At 49.6% G+C, this 19,651-nt stretch carries 17 protein-coding genes; 11 read left to right on the top strand and 6 right to left on the bottom strand.

The annotated features are described in order from the left end of the window. Positions 1-125: 125 nt before the first annotated feature. The 11 genes from dksA to acs all read left to right on the top strand — a co-directional run bounded on the left by dksA (position 126) and on the right by acs (position 13,708). Entirely contained in the window at positions 126-563 is a 438-nt protein-coding gene (gene dksA / locus ACI955_RS13920; protein WP_415244348.1) for an RNA polymerase-binding protein DksA, read from the top strand. Between the two features lie 41 nt (positions 564-604). Next, positions 605-1,474, top strand: a complete 870-nt coding sequence (gene gluQRS / locus ACI955_RS13915) for a tRNA glutamyl-Q(34) synthetase GluQRS (RefSeq protein WP_415244347.1) — start codon at positions 605-607, stop codon at positions 1,472-1,474. Positions 1,475-1,761: 287 nt separating this feature from the next. Beyond that, complete coding sequence (locus ACI955_RS13910) at positions 1,762-4,674, top strand: sensor histidine kinase (protein ID WP_415244346.1); 2,913 nt, start codon at positions 1,762-1,764, stop codon at positions 4,672-4,674. Between the two features lie 78 nt (positions 4,675-4,752). After that, positions 4,753-6,189 (top strand): sigma-54-dependent transcriptional regulator, encoded by a 1,437-nt coding sequence (locus ACI955_RS13905; RefSeq protein ID WP_415244345.1) that lies wholly within the window; start codon positions 4,753-4,755, stop codon positions 6,187-6,189. Positions 6,190-6,604: 415 nt separating this feature from the next. Beyond that, entirely contained in the window at positions 6,605-7,996 is a 1,392-nt protein-coding gene (gene pcnB / locus ACI955_RS13900) for a polynucleotide adenylyltransferase PcnB (RefSeq protein ID WP_415244344.1), read from the top strand. Continuing rightward, a complete protein-coding gene (gene folK / locus ACI955_RS13895; RefSeq protein ID WP_415244343.1) occupies positions 7,993-8,508 on the top strand; it encodes a 2-amino-4-hydroxy-6-hydroxymethyldihydropteridine diphosphokinase in 516 nt (171 codons plus the stop codon). Before pcnB ends, folK begins: the two co-directional genes overlap by 4 nt. After that, on the top strand, positions 8,486-9,166 hold the full coding sequence (locus tag ACI955_RS13890) for a deoxynucleoside kinase (RefSeq protein ID WP_415244342.1): 681 nt from the start codon (positions 8,486-8,488) through the stop codon (positions 9,164-9,166). Before folK ends, ACI955_RS13890 begins: the two co-directional genes overlap by 23 nt. A gap of 18 nt (positions 9,167-9,184) precedes the next feature. Beyond that, on the top strand, positions 9,185-9,976 hold the full coding sequence (panB, locus tag ACI955_RS13885; protein ID WP_415244341.1) for a 3-methyl-2-oxobutanoate hydroxymethyltransferase: 792 nt from the start codon (positions 9,185-9,187) through the stop codon (positions 9,974-9,976). 265 nt (positions 9,977-10,241) lie between these two features. Next, positions 10,242-11,126, top strand: a complete 885-nt coding sequence (gene panC, locus ACI955_RS13880) for a pantoate--beta-alanine ligase (protein WP_415244340.1) — start codon at positions 10,242-10,244, stop codon at positions 11,124-11,126. A 32-nt stretch (positions 11,127-11,158) separates the two neighbouring features. Next, a complete protein-coding gene (panD, locus tag ACI955_RS13875) occupies positions 11,159-11,539 on the top strand; it encodes an aspartate 1-decarboxylase (protein WP_415244339.1) in 381 nt (126 codons plus the stop codon). Between the two features lie 231 nt (positions 11,540-11,770). After that, a complete protein-coding gene (acs, locus tag ACI955_RS13870) occupies positions 11,771-13,708 on the top strand; it encodes an acetate--CoA ligase (protein ID WP_415244338.1) in 1,938 nt (645 codons plus the stop codon). A 190-nt stretch (positions 13,709-13,898) separates the two neighbouring features. Here the strand turns inward: acs and ACI955_RS13865 are convergent, their stop codons facing one another. The 6 genes from ACI955_RS13865 to ACI955_RS13840 all read right to left on the bottom strand — a co-directional run bounded on the left by ACI955_RS13865 (position 13,899) and on the right by ACI955_RS13840 (position 19,649). Continuing rightward, positions 13,899-14,660, bottom strand: coding sequence for a pteridine reductase (locus ACI955_RS13865; RefSeq protein WP_415244337.1), 762 nt, complete (start codon positions 14,658-14,660; stop codon positions 13,899-13,901). Continuing rightward, entirely contained in the window at positions 14,657-14,911 is a 255-nt protein-coding gene (locus ACI955_RS13860; protein WP_415244336.1) for a hypothetical protein, read from the bottom strand. The genes ACI955_RS13865 and ACI955_RS13860 overlap by 4 nt, the downstream gene beginning before the upstream one ends. A gap of 291 nt (positions 14,912-15,202) precedes the next feature. After that, entirely contained in the window at positions 15,203-15,973 is a 771-nt protein-coding gene (locus tag ACI955_RS13855; RefSeq protein WP_415244335.1) for a glucose 1-dehydrogenase, read from the bottom strand. A gap of 12 nt (positions 15,974-15,985) precedes the next feature. Further along, positions 15,986-16,807 (bottom strand): SDR family NAD(P)-dependent oxidoreductase, encoded by an 822-nt coding sequence (locus ACI955_RS13850; RefSeq protein WP_415244334.1) that lies wholly within the window; start codon positions 16,805-16,807, stop codon positions 15,986-15,988. Between the two features lie 46 nt (positions 16,808-16,853). Then, entirely contained in the window at positions 16,854-17,846 is a 993-nt protein-coding gene (locus ACI955_RS13845; protein WP_415244333.1) for an MDR family oxidoreductase, read from the bottom strand. Between the two features lie 198 nt (positions 17,847-18,044). After that, a complete protein-coding gene (locus ACI955_RS13840) occupies positions 18,045-19,649 on the bottom strand; it encodes an AMP-binding protein (protein WP_415244332.1) in 1,605 nt (534 codons plus the stop codon). Positions 19,650-19,651 lie beyond the last annotated feature (2 nt).

The following is a 19,651-nucleotide window of genomic DNA, read 5'->3' as shown; positions in this document are numbered from 1 at the left end:
GAATTTAAGGTGAATTTCGTGTAGCACAAGAGGGACATATCTGGTAGTTTTGCCGATTTGGCGACACAGCGTCGCCGCGCATGTCCGCAGTTTGCGGTTAACGGCTTGTACAGAAGGGGCCAGCCATGCCTGCACAGCAGAGTACAACTGACAATTTAAAGACCTTCGTTCCTTATAAAGAAAAAAAGGGCGAAGAATATATGAACGAGAAACAGAAGGAGCACTTTCGCCAGATTTTGCTTAGCTGGAAAGCTGAGTTAATGGAAGAAGTTGACCGTACTGTAAGTCACATGAAGGACGAAGCCGCTAACTTCCCTGATCCCGCAGACCGCGCGACTCAGGAAGAGGAGTTCAGTCTTGAATTGCGCACCCGTGATCGCGAGCGCAAGTTGATCAAGAAGATTGATTCGACCCTCAATCTAATTGACGAAAACGATTATGGTTTCTGTGACACCTGTGGTGTAGATATTGGCATTAAGCGTCTTGAAGCTAGACCGACTGCCACTTTGTGTATCGACTGCAAGACGCTAGACGAAATCAAAGAGCGCCAGGAACGCGGTTAATTTACATGGGCTGACCTTAGGCCCATGCAAATAGGTTTGCTATGCCAGATCCTCATACCGGCTATATTGGCCGGTTTGCCCCCTCTCCCAGCGGACCGTTACATCTAGGCTCCCTGCTTACTGCTGTAGCCAGCTATCTAGACGCACGAGCTAATCGCGGGCGATGGTTGTTGCGCATCGAAGATATAGACCCGCCCCGCGAGCAAGTCAGTGCCGCCAAACTTATTATCAACAGCTTAGTCGCTCATGGCCTGCACTGGGACGGTGACATCCTATGGCAAAGCCACCACAGCGAAAGCTACGAAACCGCCCTCACTAGCTTGCTGAACAGGCAGCATGCCTACTATTGCAGCTGTTCACGCGCACAGTTGGCCAAGAGTGGCGGCATACACCCAAGTAGCTGCATTACGCCTTTTGTTGTCGGCAACGCCTCCATTCGCCTAAAGATTCAACAAACAGATGTGGTGTTTTCAGACCGAGTGCAGGGCAGCCAACGCTATCTGAGCGATCAAATAGGCGATCCCGTGCTCAAACGGCGCGATGGTCTCTATGCCTATCAACTCGCCGTCGTAGTGGATGACGCAAGCCAAGATATTAGCGACATCGTGCGCGGCGTAGATCTGATAGATGCTACCGCGTGGCAAATCCACCTCCAGCACGCGCTGTCGCTAGCGCCGATTCGCTATCTGCATTTACCGCTTATTGTTGGCGACGACGGCCACAAACTAAGCAAACAAAGCTTTGCCCCCGCCATCGACGACCAGCTTGCCAAGGAGAACCTCCGCCGGGTCCTGAGGTATTTACAGCAAGCCCCGCCAGCGCCTGAGCTCGATATTGCCGGCATACTGCAATGGGCAATCCAGCATTGGCGTGTCGAACACATCCCCACTCAAACCGCATTGAACTTGTAAACTCAGCTTGCAATATTTTGCAGTTTTGCAGCCGCTCCAGTAACATCACTCCGACATTGAACACCTCGCGGCCACCATGCAAATTCACTCGTCACTGCTGCTCCTAGCAACTTTTGGCTTTATCTATGCTCCGGCTTTAAGTCGCTGGTTAAATGACGCCAGCCCCCTTTGGTATCGCCATTATGTGGTCTGGCTAGTCATCATTGTTTTTATTTTCATCAGTCACTATAAACAGCACCGCAATGACCCTTAGCCTCAACACACTCTTTTTCCTCGGCATAGGCTACATGGCTCTGCTGTTTGGCATTGCCTACGCCACCGAGCGACAATTATTGCCGTCGCGCCTAGTCAATCACCCCAGCATCTACGTTTTGTCACTAGGGGTTTACGCCAGCGGCTTCGCCGTTTATGGCGCCGTCGGCTTCGCGGAACGCTACGGTTATAGCTTCCTTAACTACTACATCGGCATTTCAGCCGCACTAATACTATTGCCAATACTACTGGCGCCATTACATCAGATATGCAGAAGCTACCGGCTAAACTCATTAGCCGACTTATTGAGTTTCCGTTTTCGCAGTTCTTGGGTAGGCTCAGCAGCCACCTTATTTTTAGCACTTTCAGTTTGGCCACTACTCGCCATCCAAATAAAAATAGTCTCTGAATCCACCCTAATTCTAAGCGCCGGCGAGGCCTTGGGGGACGATAACGCAAATTTCAAAACCCTAATCGCATTGCTTTTTTGTGTTGTGATTACCGTTTTTACAATCTTGTTCGGATCTCGGAATCTGCCATCTAAAGACAGCCACCGAGGCCTAGTTGTGGCCCTGGCATTTGAATCCATTATTAAAATGCTCGCCTTCGTCTTGGTCGGCCTTGTCGCCATATACTCGGTCTTTGGCGGTTTCGGTGGCTTGCAGGAATGGCTACTCGCCCACCCAGACATACTAGAAGACCTGAGCACACCGCAATCCGGCGACACCAACAGACTCATGCTGATCATGTTCTTTGCGGGATCTGTTTGTATGCCACATGTATTTCACATGCTATTTGCGGAAAACCCCAGCCGCAAAAACCTTGTCACCGCCAGCTGGGGGCTACCATTATTTTTGCTGGTTATGAGCCTGCCGGTACTGCCCATACTTTGGGCAGGCAAGGCCTCAGGGCTGACCATAACAACAGACTATTTCCCGCTCGGCCTGTCGTTAAACGTCGATAACCTTTGGCTAACTATATTGATCTATCTAGGCGGCTTATCGGCAGTAGGCGGCACCATTATTGTCACCACCCTCGCCTTGGCATCCATGAGTCTGAACCATCTGGTTTTGCCGCTGTTTCACCCTAAAGACCGCAATCTCGACATCTATCGCTGGCTATTAACCGCACGCCAACTGCTTGTCTGCGCTATTATTTTGGTCGGCTTCATTTTTTATGACCTGATTGGCGACGTGCAAACCCTCACCAATCTCACCATCGCATCGGCCACCGGTTGCCTACAATTTCTACCCGGCGTGCTCGCGGTACTGTATTGGCCCCGCGCGAATCGCAACGGTTTTATAAGCGGTCTCACCGCGGGGTTTATCGTATGGGGGGTAGGCTTACTAATCCCCATGTTCGGCGACTACCACCCAGCCTACCTAGAAAGTCTGTATATCAATGAGGTAGCTAAAGATGAGTTTTGGGTTGTCGTCGCCAGTTTATCGATCGGCATCAATAGCGCACTTTTTATTCTTGTTTCCATGTTTAGCGAAACGTCAGCAGAAGAGCGCAGCGCAGCGGAAGCCTGCACCCTAGACGACCTAAACCGGCCCAGCCGCCACGTCCTGAATTTACAGACAGCTGTAGAAATAAAGCAGCGCCTTCAAGATGCATTGGGCGATCACGCCGCCGAGCAAGAATTTAGGCGCGCACTGGAGGAACTCCACCTTGACGAGCAAGAGACTCGGCCCTATGCCTTACGCCGCATACGCGACAGAATAGAAATCAACCTATCGTCGCTACTTGGGCCATCCAGCGCTCGACGCGTCATTGATGGCGTGCTGCCTTACACCGCCAGTGTTTTAGGCAGCGGTGAAGACATCACTTATATTGAAGAACGCTTAGAGCGATATCAAACAAATCTCACCGGTCTAGCTGCCGACCTCGACAGCCTCCGCCGCTACCATCGCCAAACATTAGAGGACCTCCCCATCGGCGTATGCGCACTGGGTGGCGACCAAGAAATATTACTGTGGAATATGTCGATGGCCGACATTACTGACATTCAATCGAGCGCTGTGACAGGTTCAAGCCTCAACGGTTTACCAGAGCCATGGGCAAACTGCCTAATTAATTTCTTAGCAAGCAGTGATCTGCATCGCAGCAAATTTTGCGTTGAAACCGAGCAAGGTTTACGTTGGCTCAACCTACACCGGACCGAGTCACAGATGTGGGGAAGAGACGAGCTAATTATCGTTGTTGAAGATATCACCGATACCCAGCTACTGGAGCATGAACTCACTCACCAGGAACGCCTGGCTTCTATTGGTCGACTCGCCGCCGGTGTTGCCCACGAAATAGGCAACCCTGTCACGGGCATCGCCTGCCTTGCTCAAAACCTGCGCTATGAGACAGAAAACCCAGACACTCTCGAAACTGCATCACAAATCGTGAAGCAGACGAAACGTATCAGCAGTATTGTTGGCAGCTTAGTGAACTTTGCCCACACCGGCAGAGAAGACCGCGCCCAAGCGACGGAGGCCGTCAACATAAGAAGTTGTGTATCTGAGGCTGTCCAGTTACTCAGCCTCGATAATGAAGCTCAACAGATTCACTACAATAACAACTGCCCCACTGACATTGTCGTGAATGGCGACAATCAAAGACTAATGCAGGTCTTTATCAATCTGCTATCGAATGCCAGGGATGCCAGCAGCGACAACGCAATGATCACCATAGAAGCCGAAGAGGATAACGCTGAAGCCCATATTACGGTGACAGATCATGGCATAGGCATCGATCAAAAGCTTCAGAACAGAATATTTGAGCCGTTTTTTACCACTAAAGACCCTGGTAAAGGCACCGGCTTAGGGCTTGCTCTGGCGTACAATATTATTACTGATCTAGGCGGCGATATTAGTATTGAAAGCCCCGTGCCTGAATTCAGCAGCCATGGCACCCGGATTCATATCCATCTAGTTTTAAGTCAGCCCGAGCCAAACTAGAATTATTTCGCTGATCGCGTTATGTTGTCCGGCTACGCGCCTGTTCGCTAGTGGCCGCAAGAAACCACGGAGAGAATTATGCCCAAAATCCTCATAGTCGAAGACGAAGATGTCATCCGTCTGGCACTGCGGCGCCTGCTCGAACGACATAACTATCAGGTTGATGAAGCCGACTCCGTACAAAAAGCGTTGAGCAGTTATAATATCAACGACTACTCATTAATTATCAGCGACTTGCGTCTGCCGGGGGCGGCGGGAACCGATCTCATCAGTAAAACTGATGCACCCGTGCTAATTATGACTAGCTACGCGAGTTTGAAATCTGCCGTAGATTCAATGAAGAAGGGCGCTATCGACTATATCGCCAAGCCCTTCGATCACGACGAAATGATTGAGACCGTCGAGCGCATTATCAGCGCCGCACGCGCAGAGCGCCAACCCAACACACCTGAGCCGAATAGCAATCAACGCAAGCAAATAGCCGATTTCAACGGCATGATCGGCAGCTGCAAGGCAATGCAGCAACTTTATGATCATATACGCAGAGCGGCACCTACCGACGCGACCATTCTAATACACGGCGAAACCGGCACGGGTAAAGAGTTAGTCGCGCGCGCCATTCATAATCAAAGTACGCGCAGCAGCAAGCCAGTTATCTGTGTCAACTGCGCGGCTATTCCAGAAACGCTCATAGAATCAGAGCTGTTTGGCTATGAAAAAGGTGCGTTTACCGGCGCGAACGCCAACCGCACCGGTCTGATAGAAGCAGCGGATGGCGGCACATTATTCCTCGACGAGATTGGCGAGCTGCCGCTGGAAGCCCAAGCCCGCCTGTTACGCTTTATTCAGGAAAAGGAGATCCGCCGCATAGGGTCGGTAGAATCCATCAAGGTTAACGTTAGACTGATCTGTGCAACCCACCGCGACTTAAAGGACATGGCACACTCAGGGCGCTTTCGAGAAGATTTATACTACCGTATCAATGTCATGAAGTTGGAATTACCGCCTTTGCGCGAGCGCGGCAAAGACATTCTTGAGCTCGCCGAGGCGCTGCTTAAAAACCGCTGCGAGAAGATGAAAAAACCGCTAATGCACTTCAGCCCCAAGGCCATTCAGGCCATTACCACCTACATTTGGCCGGGTAATATCCGAGAGTTGGAAAATGCCATCGAGCGCGCAGTAATCTTGTGCGACCGCAAAGAGATCGACAATGAGTTACTCGACATTGATCTAGAGCTCGTTGATATCAGCCAGATTCGCGGCCGCCGTAACGAGCAGCCCGCTCGGCCAGCAAGCAACACCACCGCGCCAGAGCGTCGTAAACCCCTTCATGCCGATCCGAGCGAAGACCTGTCTTTGGAAGACTATTTCCAACGATTTGTTCTTGAACACCAAGACTCTATGAGCGAAACTGAGCTCGCACAGAAACTTGGCGTAAGTAGAAAGTGCCTATGGGAACGCCGCCAGCGCTTGGGTATTCCTCGCAAAAAAGTAAGTTCTCGCTCGGGAACATGAGGTATATCCGAGCGTTACCCCAGACCCGTCAGCGTAACAAAGAGCGTTTACTAAGGTAACAAACCACGTCTTTTTAACATCAGCAAAAAACACAAAATATCAGCAAGCTATTGATAACAAAAGAAAAACAAAAGCTGGCACGACATATGCTCTATGTTGGGAGCGAAGAATAATAAAAAAAACAAAATAATAATAAGAAAACAGATAAAAAATAATAATAATATAAAAGCAAAGAGACCTGGGTGGGGAAGACATTGTTTTCCCTTTCTTTATTTTAAAACCCCTAAATTATTCCCCAAGCATCAATTTGAACTCAGTTATACCCTAAAATTCCATCACTCCTTTAACAACACTCCAAATAAGGCTGTGCTAGAATACTGCCTTTACACTATTCACCGGCTACCCATAAAACTCCATGACATCTAGCTCCGTTACCGGGCTCTGGAAAAAACTCTCTAACAAGTTTTCCAAACCCACCCAATACGCGCCACCCTCCGCGACAATTATCCCGCGAGACGAGCATTGCGTCTCCCGCAAACATATCAACGACGCCGCCATAAAAGTAATACGGCGACTCAATGAGGAAGGCTTCGACGCCTACCTCGTTGGCGGAGGGGTAAGAGATTTGCTATTAGGTGGCCAACCCAAAGATTTCGACATCGCCACTAATGCAACACCCGAGCAAGTTCGTGGTGCGTTTCGCAATAGCCGTATCATTGGTCGCCGGTTCCGTATTGTCCACGTCCGCTTTGGCAGCGAAATCATCGAAGTCACCACTTTTCGAGGTGGTCACGACGCGCCCGGCACTAGCGTCAGCAACAATGGCCAACGCAATAAGCATTCCGCTCGTACCGAATCAGGCATGCTTACCCGAGACAATGTCTACGGCTCAGTCAACGAGGACGCCGCTCGCCGCGACCTCACTATCAACGCACTTTATTACTCTAGCAGAGATTTCTGTGTCTACGACTATGTCGGCGGTATGCGCGACCTAGAACAAAAATTGATACGCATTATAGGGGACCCGGAAACTCGCTACCGGGAAGATCCCGTTCGTATGCTGCGTGTTGTCCGCTTTGCAGCGAAACTCAACTTCGATATAGAGCAACATACCGAAGAACCATTAAAACGTTTAGCGCCGCTACTGACAGACATATCCGCCGCACGCATGTTTGACGAAGTTATCAAACTGCTTATGTCCGGTCAGGGACTGCAGACTTATGCGCTAATGCAGCGTTACGGTTTGTTCAGCCCATTATTCCCAAGCACGCAAAAAATGCTCAACCAACACGAACCCGCGGCCGAGACTATTATCCAACAAGGTCTCATTAATACCGACGCCAGAATCGCCGAGAAAAAGCCCGTTACGCCCGCATTTATTTATGCCGTAATATTGTGGCCAGTGGTAAAACGTATTCACAAAGAGATTCTTGATAGTGGCGTGCCAGAAATTCCCGCGCTTCACCAAGCCGCTGAACGCGTGTTGCGCAAACAGCAGCTTACGGTCGCCATACCAAAGCGCTTCTCTTTGCCAATGCGCGATATATGGGAGTTGCAGAGCCGCCTAACTCGCCGCTCCGGCAAGCGCGCTGAGCTGCTGTTAGATCACCGTTATTTTAGAGCGGGCTTCGACTTTCTTCTGCTGCGTGAACAAGCAGGCGAAATTGAGCCTGGACTGGGGCAGTGGTGGCTAGCGTTCCAAGAAGCCCATATCGATACCCGCGGCGCCATGCTCACGCAAATCCCAGCCAGTGATGACAGACCAACTACATCCCGGCGCCGCCGCAGCCCTCGCAAACCGAGATGATCCGCAGTTATATTGCCTTGGGCAGCAACTTAAGCCTGCCCAAGCAGCAAGTCTTAAGAGCCATAAAGACAATTGCCGCGACACCTGGTTGCGAACTGCTTGCGCAGTCCCACCTTTACGGTTCGATAGCCGTCGGTCCCGGAACGCAAGAAAATTACGTCAATGCCGTCATCGCCATTGACACAACACTGAGCGCGACCAGCCTCCTAAATACTCTGCAAGCCATCGAAGTCGAACATCAGCGTGAACGCACTGTCCAGTGGGCCGCCCGCACACTAGACCTCGATTTACTGCTTTATGGCAACGCAAACATCCAAACACCCGAGCTTACCGTTCCGCATCCACGTATGTTTGATAGAGATTTTGTACTTCGTCCGCTCGCGGATATTGCACCCAAAGCATTACTTCGCCACCATCTTCACGATAAGCTAGGTGACAATACCGAGCTAGATTACTCCGATAACGACAATTTATGGGTTTTAGAATCAGATGATAAAGAGATCACTAGTTAACGAACCCATCATCAACACTGAAAAACCGCCCTGCTTTATCGCAGTCGAGGGGCCAATCGGCGTCGGTAAAAGCACCTTAGTCCGGCGCCTAGCTGAGTCACTTAACTACCAAATGCTGCTTGAGAGGGCCGAAGACAATCCCTTTCTAGAGCGCTTTTACGCCAACCAACGTCATGCGGCGCTGTCAGCCCAGCTCTTCTTCTTATTTCAGCGCGCACAGCAGCTCAGTGACTTACGCCAAAGTGATATGTTTAATCAAACTCATATCGCTGATTTCCTCTTTCAAAAAGACCCTTTATTCGCTCAAATCACCCTAGATGCCAACGAACTAGAACTGTATAACAAGGTCTACCAACAAGTTCAGGTCGATGTTCCCACCCCAGACTTAGTTATATACTTACAGGCACCGGTAAAAATCCTGAAAGAGCGGATACAGCATCGTGGCGTGAAATTTGAACAGAGCATAAACGCTGACTATTTAGAGCGCATAAACGCCGCCTATAGCGAATTCTTTCTATCGTATAATGATTCTTCACTACTCATCATTAACGCCAGCGACATCGATTTTGCGAATAATGACAGCCAATATGAGCAATTATTGCAATATTTACTGCAAATACGCAGTGGCCGCCATTACTTTAACCCGACATTTTTCTAGGCACTGCCGAGGCACTCCATGAGCAAGGTTAATATCCTCAAACTGCTGACAAAAAAGCAACAGCATGAAAAATTTGCCGTGGTCACTTGCTACGACGCCAGTTTTGCCAGACTTGTGCAAAAAGCGGGCATAGACGCCATCCTGGTCGGCGACTCATTAGGCATGGTGCTGCAGGGCCGAGACTCCACCCTGCCGGTCACAGTCCAAGACATGGCCTATCATACTGCCTGTGTCGCTCGGGGTTGTGAGCAACCACTGATCATCAGCGATATGCCCTTTGGCAGCTACAACAACGCTCAGCAATGTGCCGATAATGCGGCCATATTGATGCGAGCGGGCGCACATATGGTCAAGGTTGAGGGTGGCAGCTGGCTAGCAGAAAGCATCACTCGACTAAATCAGGCGGGCATTCCTGTCTGTGGCCACCTCGGACTCACACCACAATCTGTCAACGTATTAGGCGGCTATCGCGTGCAGGGTCGCAACGACAGTCAAGCCAAGGCAATTCTCGCCGATGCCTTGGCGCTAGAAGCTGCTGGTGCAGCGATGCTGGTGCTTGAATGCGTACCTCGCAAGCTTGCCGCTGAAATCACCACCTCGCTAAAAATCCCGGTCATCGGTATCGGTGCCGGCGGCGAAACCGACGCCCAAGTACTGGTGTTACATGACCTACTCGGTATCACTGAGAAGACTGCACGCTTCGTACGCAACTTTGCGGAAGGTAGCAATAGTGTAGAAGATGCCCTAAAACGCTATAATACCGCCGTCGCCGACGGTAGCTTTCCCGCGGACGAGCATAGTTTTGACTAAGGGTTTATAATCTCGAACTGTTACCTCGGGGAACATTTTTGAAGGTAACAAAGTCGTGAATTTTTTGTTACCAAAGCATTGAACGGCCATTGCGATTGGGGCATACTTGCCCGCCACTGGCCCAGCTGATCAGATTATGAGCAATCTTTTCAGATTTCTAAGGCAGTATTGCCAGTGTCTTGGTTGCCAGCCCGCAATGTGAGCGGACTGACTTCACAGCAAACTACCTTCGCTTTGCGAAGCATGAGATTGGGAAGTTAGTGGTATGAAAACTTACAGCACAGCCGCATCACTAAGGGCAGCGCTCAATACGGACAAACGCGCCGGCAAAACCGTCGCCTTTGTACCGACTATGGGCAATCTACACGAAGGGCATCTGCGCCTAGTTCAACGAGCCAGTCAGCACGCCGACATCGTAGTTGTGAGCATCTTTGTTAACCCGCTGCAGTTTGGCGCCAACGAAGACCTCAGCAGCTACCCGCGCACCTTAGCCGCAGACAAAGAAAAGCTGTTTGCTGCCGGAGCGCAATGTTTATTCCTTCCGCAGGTAAATGAAATTTACCCAGAAGGCATGGACAGCCACAGCAAAATCGTTGTGCCTAAGCTCTCCGATAACCACTGTGGCGCAAGTCGACCGGGACATTTTACCGGCGTAGCAACAGTCGTTGCGAAGCTTCTCAATATTGTACAACCAGATACTGCGGTATTTGGTGAGAAGGATTTTCAGCAACTTAGCGTTATCCGTAAAATGGTGCGCGATCTGTGCATGCCGATTAACATTGTTGGCGTTGCGACTGCCCGTGCTGAAGACGGCTTAGCGCTGAGTTCTCGCAATGGCTATCTCAATGTCGAACAGCGGAGAATTGCACCGATTTTGCACAAAGTATTACAGGAAACTCGTGAGGCTATCGCCTGTGGTTACGACAGCTATAGCGAATTAGAGCAGCACGCTAAGATCAGTCTTATAAAGGCTGGTTTGGAATCTGATTATTTTACTATTTGCGATGCTCGTACACTGTGCTCGGTAACCCCGGATACCGAAGAAGTGGTCATACTCGCTGCTGCCAAGCTTGGCAGCACGCGCTTAATCGACAACGTCACCCTTAATGTTAACCCCAGCGCCGACTGGGGAATGCTGGCTGCTAATTAAGCCAGTAGAGACCGCGAAAAAGGAACAGCGTTATGCAGTCAGTTATGCTGAAAGCTAAACTTCACAAAGCCCGAGTAACTCATGCAGTGCTTGATTACGAAGGTTCGTGCGCCATTGACGGTAAGTTACTCGATATGTCGAGTATCCGTGAATTTGAGCAAATTCAAATTTACAACGTCACCAATGGCGAACGCTTCACCACCTATGCAATTCGTGGCGAAGAAAATAGTGGCATCATTTCTATAAACGGTGCTGCCGCGCACAAGGCCAACGTAGATGACGTCATAATTATCTGCTCTTACGCAACATATTCTGAAGCCGAGCTAATCAACTTTAAGCCGCGTCTTATTTATATGAATGCTGACAATACCGTCAGCCATGCCAGTAACGCTATTCCTGTTCAGGTCGCCTGATTCCATGGCAGAGGTGCCCACCTCTGCTTGTTCCCCCCCCCCCAATATGAAACCATTATTATTTGCAGCCTTGCCCCTGCTTACCCTATTCGTTTAGGTCAACCTAAATTTATTTAGCTTGGGGTTCAATCCTCATCGCCAAGCCGTTATCCTGCCTCTAAAGATTACCGCCCTTTCTGGTCGCGGCTGTATTAATGCAGATCAAAAAATCATAACAACGAGAATAATGCCATGAGCAAGCCGAACGTACATCCCGTACCCCCAAGTTTCGCGGCAAGTGCGCACATCAATAAAGCGCAATATGATGAGATGTACCACCAATCACTCAATGACGCCGATAATTTTTGGGCAGGCCAAGCCGATACCTTCTTAAGCTGGGACAAGCGCTGGCACACCGTTAACAGCTATGACTTTACGAAGGGCGAAGCCAGTTGGTTTGACGGCGGTAAACTCAACGTCGCTTATAACTGCATAGATCGACATCTTGACACCCGTGGCGAGCAAACCGCTATTATTTGGGAGGGTGACAACCCCAGCGAATCACTCCATATCACCTACCGCGAGCTTCATACTGCGGTCTGTAAACTGGCTAATGTGATGCTCGCCCAAGGCGTGACCAAGGGTGATCGCGTCTGTATTTATATGCCGATGATTCCCGAAGCGGCATACGCCATGCTAGCCTGCGCCCGTATTGGCGCAGTTCACTCGGTGGTGTTTGGTGGTTTCTCGCCGGAAGCACTCAAAGACCGCATCCAAAATGCCGATTGTAAGATGCTGATAACGGCCGATGAGGGATTGCGCAGCGGTAAAAAAATCCCACTAAAAGCCAATGCTGATATCGCTCTGCGCGACTGCCCCGGCATTGAATCATGCCTAGTGGTAAAGCGCACCGGCGGCGCTGTTGACTGGCAGGAAGACCGTGACATTTGGTATCACGATACTGTCGCCGACGCCTCGGCTGATTGCCCTGCGATAGCCGTCGAAAGCGAGGCGCCCCTGTTCATCCTCTACACGTCTGGCTCCACCGGTAAACCCAAAGGCGTATTGCACACCACTGCCGGCTATCTGCTGCAATCAGCAATGAGCCACAAATACGTCTTTGACTATAAAGATGGTGAAGTTTTCTGGTGTACCGCCGATGTCGGCTGGATTACTGGTCACAGTTATATTGTGTACGGTCCGTTAGCCAATGGTGCTACAACGCTATTATTTGAGGGTGTACCAACCTACCCCGACGCGTCGCGCTGCTGGGAAGTCATTGATAAACACAAGGTCAATATTTTCTACACCGCCCCAACCGCATTGCGCGCGCTGATGGGCGCCGGCGATGACTACGTTAGCAAAACCGATCGCAGCAGCTTACGCTTACTCGGCACAGTCGGCGAACCCATCAACCCAGAGGCCTGGGAATGGTACCACCGCGTAGTAGGCGAGAAGCGCTGCCCCATCGTAGACACCTGGTGGCAAACCGAAACTGGTGCACATATGCTCACCCCACTCCCTGGCGCTATCGCCATGAAGCCCGGCTCGGCAACCCGTCCCTTCTTTGGCGTGGAGCCAGCCTTACTCGATACCGAAGGTAATGAAATAGCCGGCGCCGGTGAAGGTCTACTGGTGATTAAACGCTCATGGCCAGGCCAGATCCGCAGCATATACGGCGACCACCCTCGTCTCATAGAAACCTATTTCAGCACCCACCCAGGCTATTATTTTACCGGTGATGGCGCCCGTCGCGATGCCGATGGTGACTACTGGATTACCGGTCGCGTAGATGATGTACTGAATATATCCGGCCACCGCATGGGTACCGCAGAAATAGAAAGCGCGCTGGTGTTGCATGAAGGCGTCGCCGAGGCAGCTGTTGTTGGCTACCCCCACGACATTAAAGGACAGGGAATTTATGCCTATGTCACCCTTATGCACGACATAGAGGGCAGCGACGAACTGACCCGTGAACTCATCGCCCTTTGCGTAAAGGAAATAGGCCCCATCGCCAAACCGGATTTAATCCAATGGGCACCCGGTCTACCAAAAACGCGCTCAGGCAAGATAATGCGTCGTATTTTACGAAAGATCTCCGCCAATGAATTAGACACGCTGGGAGACATATCAACCTTAGCTGACCCTGCGGTGGTAGAAGAGCTCATCGACCATCGTATGAATCGCTAACACATTGCGATGCACCTCATGGGGTGGGCGGTAATTCCATTACCTGCCCCGTGAACCATCTTGTCACTTTAATTATCCAAACCCAAAACTGTCATGGCATTCACGGTACCGAGCTGAGGTAACGCAAGCCCTCGTCTCGCAGTCAGACTGTATGCGCCAAATAAGTCGAACTCTAGGACGCAACAACAAACTATGTAGATACTGAACGACCGCCATCAACCGCGATTATTTGCCCGGTAATATAAGGGGCGTCTGCCACCAAAAAGGCTACAGTGTGAGCGATATCAGTCGCCTCACCCTGGCGCTGGAGTGGAACCCGCTGTTTGAGGTCCTGCTTTTCTTTAATGCTGTAATCGGTCTCTTCTTCTGGCCATAAAATCGCACCCGGAGAAACACCATTCACGCGAACATCTGGGGCAAGCTCAAGCGCCAATGATTGCGTCATCATCGCCACACCCGCTTTAGCCATGGAGTAAATAGAGAAGCCACTTAAGGGCTTCTGGGCATAAATATCAACGAGATTAACGATACAACCTGTACTTGCTTTCAAGGCTGGCGCCACCGCCTGCGACAGAAAAAAAGGCCCCTTCAGATTACTATTAAACAGCGCGTCCCAATCGTTTTCATCCGCGCTCACCACAGGCGTTGGGTAAAAACCCGACGCATTATTAATCAACACGTCCAAGCGCTGCCACTGGGATATCGCCTTGGCAGCCAAATTCTTAACGTCAGTCAAAGAATTCATATCGGCTGCAAGTATTACCACAGAATCACCACGCAGGGAATTTAACTCGCCTCGCAATTCGTCAGCGGCGACATGGGAATGTCGATAATGAATAATAATACGGTAACCGCGGGCATGCAGACTGCGGCAAATCTCCGCGCCCAAACGCTGTGCAGCGCCGGTTACTAAAGCGACTGGACTATTGCTATTGTCAGGCACGACTTTCACGTTAAACCACCATCAACGGGGCCAATTAAACAGTCTATGCCCTCTTCACGCACAGTCGCTTCTATTTCAAACAAAGCGTCTTGATCAGACTCAAAAGCATCCTCCCAAGCGGTAGAGTTATTAAACTCGTCATAGACTTCGAGCAACCAATTGCCGTCAACATCTTGATAGATCTCAACTCGGATTATCTTTCCGTCCTGCTCAATTGTGCGGCAAAGTGGCGACAATTTCTTTTCCGTATTCTCGGTCATGACAAACAGCTCGTTATAGATGCGATAGCAGATCGCACTATTATACCCAAGCCATCCAACCATGTGTCCATCTGACTCTTAAGGTTTATATAAACAGACGGATTAGTGCCACCGAGAAGCTCACCAAGATTAGATAGAAAATATTCCGTCTCAACTTACTTGATCAAGGACTATATTGATCCAGGCCCGCAAAGATATACAAGCCACAAAGCAATCATGTAACTAACTAGAAACTGCCCCCTAGCAGCTGCTTAATCGCCGCGCTAGCGGACTTATTGATCTTTCTATTTACTATCGCGCAGTGTAACCACCATCCATAATCAATTCTGAACCCGTCATATAGCTGGCATCATCAGAAGCTAAAAATACAATTCCCTTGGCAATTTCTTCCGGCTCCGCCATTCGGCCCATCGGAATGCTCGCCAAAACACGCGTAGCGAATGCTTCTGCATCACCGCTACTTAATCGCGCCAAGGCACCACTCACTAAAGGGGTAACAACATAACCCGGATGAACGGAATTGACTCTAATAGAGTAACCCTTATCCGCACAATACAAGGCTACAGATTTTGTAAATGCGCGCACCGCCCCTTTACTCGCATTGTAAGCAGGTAACATCGGGTCACCGACAATACCTTCTATGGAGGAAATGTTGACGATACTTCCAACTGAGGCTTTCATCACTCGAATCGCCTCGCGAGTACCCAAAAAGACCGCATCACTATTAATGGCATTGGTTTTTCGCCAACCCGCTAAGGTCTCATCTTCAATCCCACAAATATTAGCAATGCCGGCATTATTGACCAGAATTTGTAAGCCACCATAACGTGCTACAACATCAGTTATCACGGAGTGCCACTGCGCTTCGTCACAGACATCTAGGCTCAAAAAAATAGCTTGGTGCCCCGCCGAATTAATTTCATCCGCCACTCGAGTACCCGACGCTTGGTCGATATCGGTCACCACGACAACGGCACCTGCAGCAGCCAAACCCTTACTTGTTGCAGCCCCTATTCCTACGCCGGCACCAGTCACCAATGCCACTTTTCCCTGACAAGACATAAACAATCTCCTTTAAGCTGCGCAAAAACCACCATCAACTGTCAGCTCAATTCCGGTTACATAGGAACTGGCATCCGAAGCCAAGAATAATGCCGCATAAGCAATATCCTTCACATTACCTAGGCGCCCCATTGGTATCATGGCTGACTTGAGCAAGGCAGCGGCCTCATCAACATTGGCGACGACGCCAATGTCAACAAATTCCTGTAAGGCCTGATCCCCCATTGCGGTTTCAATCAAACCAGGATGCAGCGAATTAACACGAACGCCGTAGCCAAACTTGGCAAACTCAACCGCACTATGCTTGCTTAAGGAGCGCACAGCGCCCTTCGTTGCACCGTAAATACTGTGTCCAGGAACACCAACCAAGCCCGCAATTGATGACAGATTAATAATGGAACCTCCCCGTCCGAATGTTGAGCCCGGCTTCATACTCTCAGCCGCAGTGCGGGTGCCTAAAAAGACCGACTCAATATTGATCTGATTAATTTTACTTACCTGTGCAATCGTGTTGTCTTCAAGCATGCCGCCGATGTAGATTCCCGCATTATTAAGCAATACATCCCAACGATTCTTCCATCCTTGCAGCGCTGTCTTTAACTCAGTCCAATCCGCCTCACTCGTCACATCCAGACGCATCGCTCTGGCCTGCAATCCCTGCTCTTGTAAATCAGCGGCAATACGCTCACAGGCGTCAATATTAATATCGCTAAGCATCACTGCAGCACCGGCTTTAGCAAACAACCGCGCGCAGGCCTCACCGATCCCTGTGCCGGCGCCAGTCACAACCGCAACCCTGCCTTCTAAGCCAAAAACGCCAAGTTCTTTATTCATAACCGTGACCTTACTATTTTTATTCTTAGGAATCTTCTCGCGATAATTAGTCAGTAATTTCGACTACGGCGCGCCCGCGTATTTGGCCCTGCAAAATTTTACCTGCGGCAACGGGGAGATCATCGAAGGGGATATTTACCGTCAAGGCTTCCAATTTCGCCATATCTAAATCCTTCGCTAACCTGCGCCACGCTTCTTCTCTTAAAGACATAGGTGCGTGAACAGAATCAACACCAAGCAAAGACACATTGCGCAATGCAAAGGGCATCATATTACTCGGCAGATCGATACCCTGCGCCAATCCACAGGCAGTTACTACGCCACCGTAATGTAACTGCGCAATGACGTTAGCTAACGTATGACTGCCGCAAGAATCTACAGCAGCTGCCCAACGCGGTGCTTGCATCATCTCGCCCGGCTCAGATAACGCTGCGCGGTCTATAACGTCGCTAGCGCCAAGACCCTTTAGAAAGTCCGCTTCTTTCAGGCGGCCTGTTGACGCTGTAACCCTGTAGCCAAGCGCAGACAGCAATGAAATTGCGACGGTCCCTACGCCACCTGATGCGCCAGTGACCAGCACAGCACCTGATTCAGGCCTAACATCCATTTTCTCTAAACGCATCACCGATAACATCGCGGTGTATCCAGCGGTGCCAATTGCCATCGCCTGCCGAGTGCTAATACCAGCAGGTAGTTTGACCAGGTAGTCGGCGTTGGTGCGGAGTCGCTGAGTATAGCCACCATCATGGGTTTCCGAAGCGCCGTAGCCGTTCATCACCACTTTATCGCCAACCTTAAATCGAGGATTGTCTGAGCTGGCAACCGTACCTGCCATATCTATACCCAAGATCAAGCGATCTTGCTGAACAATGGGAATGGCGTCACTCATTGCCAGCCCGTCCTTATAGTTCAAAGTAGAATACTCAACTGCTATTTCCACATCTCCGTCACCAATATCTGATGCCGCTAGCTGCTCGAAACCCACTGATAGTTTTCCGTCTTGACGTGTCGCCACCAACGCCTTATAAGTCTGCACCATAACTTCTACCTCACAATAAAATTATTAGCTACCATAGCTATGCAACGCACCATCAGAAAAATAACTATTAGCAATGCGCTTTGAATTTAACATTATGTTATGACCAAAATATCGTGATCCCAGAGCGCACACCAAAATCATGATCATTATAAATAGCTTTTCTTATTATTTTAAAAACATAAACCTCCATTACTCCATTCACGATGCGACATCATAGATATGATTTTTTTGCTCCATAAATAATTCATAACAAAATCTGGATTGTGGTTTTTCAGACGCTGTTTTTGGAATTTCTGCTAGGACTTGAATATAACTAGGCAAATCATTTCTACCCAGAACATGTCTAAAATGGTTAATCAATACATGAGGATCAAATAGCTTCGCTTCAACAGGAACAACTGCCGCAATAATATCTTTTTCCCCGGGAGCACCATTTAGCGATGGAATACCGTAGACAAACACGTCTTCGACATCATCAAATTCTGCGATAATTTTTTCAATTTTTGCGATATCAACAAATTCGCCATTACGTCTAACTTCATCACCTTTTCGGCTGTCAAAGTAAAACCAGCCATCCCCATCTTGGTGGCCAATATCACCCATATATAAAATACCATCCTTAGTTTTCCTACTTGATGCGCTTGGGCTTTTATAATATTCAACCGCTAATGGGTCGCCACTTACCGCTTCGAAGACGATCTCGCCCCGTATTCCCACCGGACAAATATCGCCGTTTTCCTCTATTATCCGAGCGTTTAAACTAGCCGGAGGCTTTCCGATGCTCCCGATCGGACCGACACCAGGAGGATTAAACATCATGCCGCCCTCGGCAGCGCCGTAGAATTCAAAAAGCTCGACATTAAACCGCTTGCTAAAGTCACTCCATATAGCAGCAGGCATACCAGCACTTAGAATAAACCGCACGGGGTTGTTTCTGTCACTCGCGCGCACTGGTTCACTATAAATAGCGGTGGTCATACCGCCAAGTAAGTTGAAGGTAGTACAGTCATAGGCTCGGCAAATATCCCACAATCTAGACTTAGTGAATTTTCTACTAATAACACCTCGCAAGCCCATTTTTAAAATATTGCCTAAACTAATGAGCTGAGCATTGGCGTGAGTAAGTGACAAACCGGTATATGGGCGATCATGCTCTGTCAGGCCAATCATCGGCCCTATCGATGAAACCGTATCGTAACGAGTGTAAGGCGCACGAATAGCCTTTGGATCGCCGGTAGTACCTGACGTATAAAGCATTTGCATCGTCTCATCGGCACTGCGTACTCGTCCCTGGTCTTCTGTCAGTGATGCCAGGGAGATATCGCTCCATCTTTTAAGACGTAAATCATTGGTGGGCAACTTAACTAATTCACCACTGGACACCACCCAAATCCAGCGTATCTGCGGCAAACTCTTACACGCGGCCAAAACGTTATAAAGACAATAATCTGCACAGACGACACCCTTACAATCTGCCCAGCTAAGCATATACTCCAGTCGGTCGCCATTTGTACGCGGATCTATCGGCACAAATACTGTAGCGGCAAGCGAGCTACCGACCATGCAGTCAACAAACTCAGGGTGGTTCTGCATCACAATACCAAAGCTTTCACCAGGCGCCATATTTTCGTTTTTCAATGCTGAAAAAACCCGCTGCCCCTGGTCCCATAAATTACGGTAGGTTCTTATTTCATGTTCAATATCACCACAAGGTAGTAGGTTGACGAAAGTCAGTACATCTAGGTTTGGACTGGAATTTTTCTTATCTTCAATCAAGTTCGAAAATATTCTAAGGTCCTTCATCG

This window comes from Zhongshania sp., assembly GCF_047636175.1.
Classification (GTDB): domain Bacteria; phylum Pseudomonadota; class Gammaproteobacteria; order Pseudomonadales; family Spongiibacteraceae; genus Spongiibacter.
Note: the sequence above shows the minus strand (reverse complement) of the source record. Positions and strands in the feature narration are given on the sequence as shown.

What these genes read in the sequence shown, in the direction of transcription:
- ACI955_RS13845 (WP_415244333.1), bottom strand. Translation starts at nt 17,846, where the DNA reads ATGGTGCAGACTTATAAGGCGTTGGTGGCGACACGTCAAGACGGAAAA.
- panB (WP_415244341.1), top strand. Translation starts at nt 9,185, where the DNA reads ATGAGCAAGGTTAATATCCTCAAACTGCTGACAAAAAAGCAACAGCAT.
- panC (WP_415244340.1), top strand. Translation starts at nt 10,242, where the DNA reads ATGAAAACTTACAGCACAGCCGCATCACTAAGGGCAGCGCTCAATACG.
- acs (WP_415244338.1), top strand. Translation starts at nt 11,771, where the DNA reads ATGAGCAAGCCGAACGTACATCCCGTACCCCCAAGTTTCGCGGCAAGT.
- ACI955_RS13860 (WP_415244336.1), bottom strand. Translation starts at nt 14,911, where the DNA reads ATGACCGAGAATACGGAAAAGAAATTGTCGCCACTTTGCCGCACAATT.
- dksA (WP_415244348.1), top strand. Translation starts at nt 126, where the DNA reads ATGCCTGCACAGCAGAGTACAACTGACAATTTAAAGACCTTCGTTCCT.
- ACI955_RS13840 (WP_415244332.1), bottom strand. Translation starts at nt 19,649, where the DNA reads ATGAAGGACCTTAGAATATTTTCGAACTTGATTGAAGATAAGAAAAAT.
- pcnB (WP_415244344.1), top strand. Translation starts at nt 6,605, where the DNA reads ATGACATCTAGCTCCGTTACCGGGCTCTGGAAAAAACTCTCTAACAAG.
- ACI955_RS13910 (WP_415244346.1), top strand. Translation starts at nt 1,762, where the DNA reads ATGGCTCTGCTGTTTGGCATTGCCTACGCCACCGAGCGACAATTATTG.
- ACI955_RS13890 (WP_415244342.1), top strand. Translation starts at nt 8,486, where the DNA reads ATGATAAAGAGATCACTAGTTAACGAACCCATCATCAACACTGAAAAA.
- folK (WP_415244343.1), top strand. Translation starts at nt 7,993, where the DNA reads ATGATCCGCAGTTATATTGCCTTGGGCAGCAACTTAAGCCTGCCCAAG.
- ACI955_RS13905 (WP_415244345.1), top strand. Translation starts at nt 4,753, where the DNA reads ATGCCCAAAATCCTCATAGTCGAAGACGAAGATGTCATCCGTCTGGCA.
- ACI955_RS13850 (WP_415244334.1), bottom strand. Translation starts at nt 16,807, where the DNA reads ATGAATAAAGAACTTGGCGTTTTTGGCTTAGAAGGCAGGGTTGCGGTT.
- panD (WP_415244339.1), top strand. Translation starts at nt 11,159, where the DNA reads ATGCAGTCAGTTATGCTGAAAGCTAAACTTCACAAAGCCCGAGTAACT.
- gluQRS (WP_415244347.1), top strand. Translation starts at nt 605, where the DNA reads ATGCCAGATCCTCATACCGGCTATATTGGCCGGTTTGCCCCCTCTCCC.
- ACI955_RS13855 (WP_415244335.1), bottom strand. Translation starts at nt 15,973, where the DNA reads ATGTCTTGTCAGGGAAAAGTGGCATTGGTGACTGGTGCCGGCGTAGGA.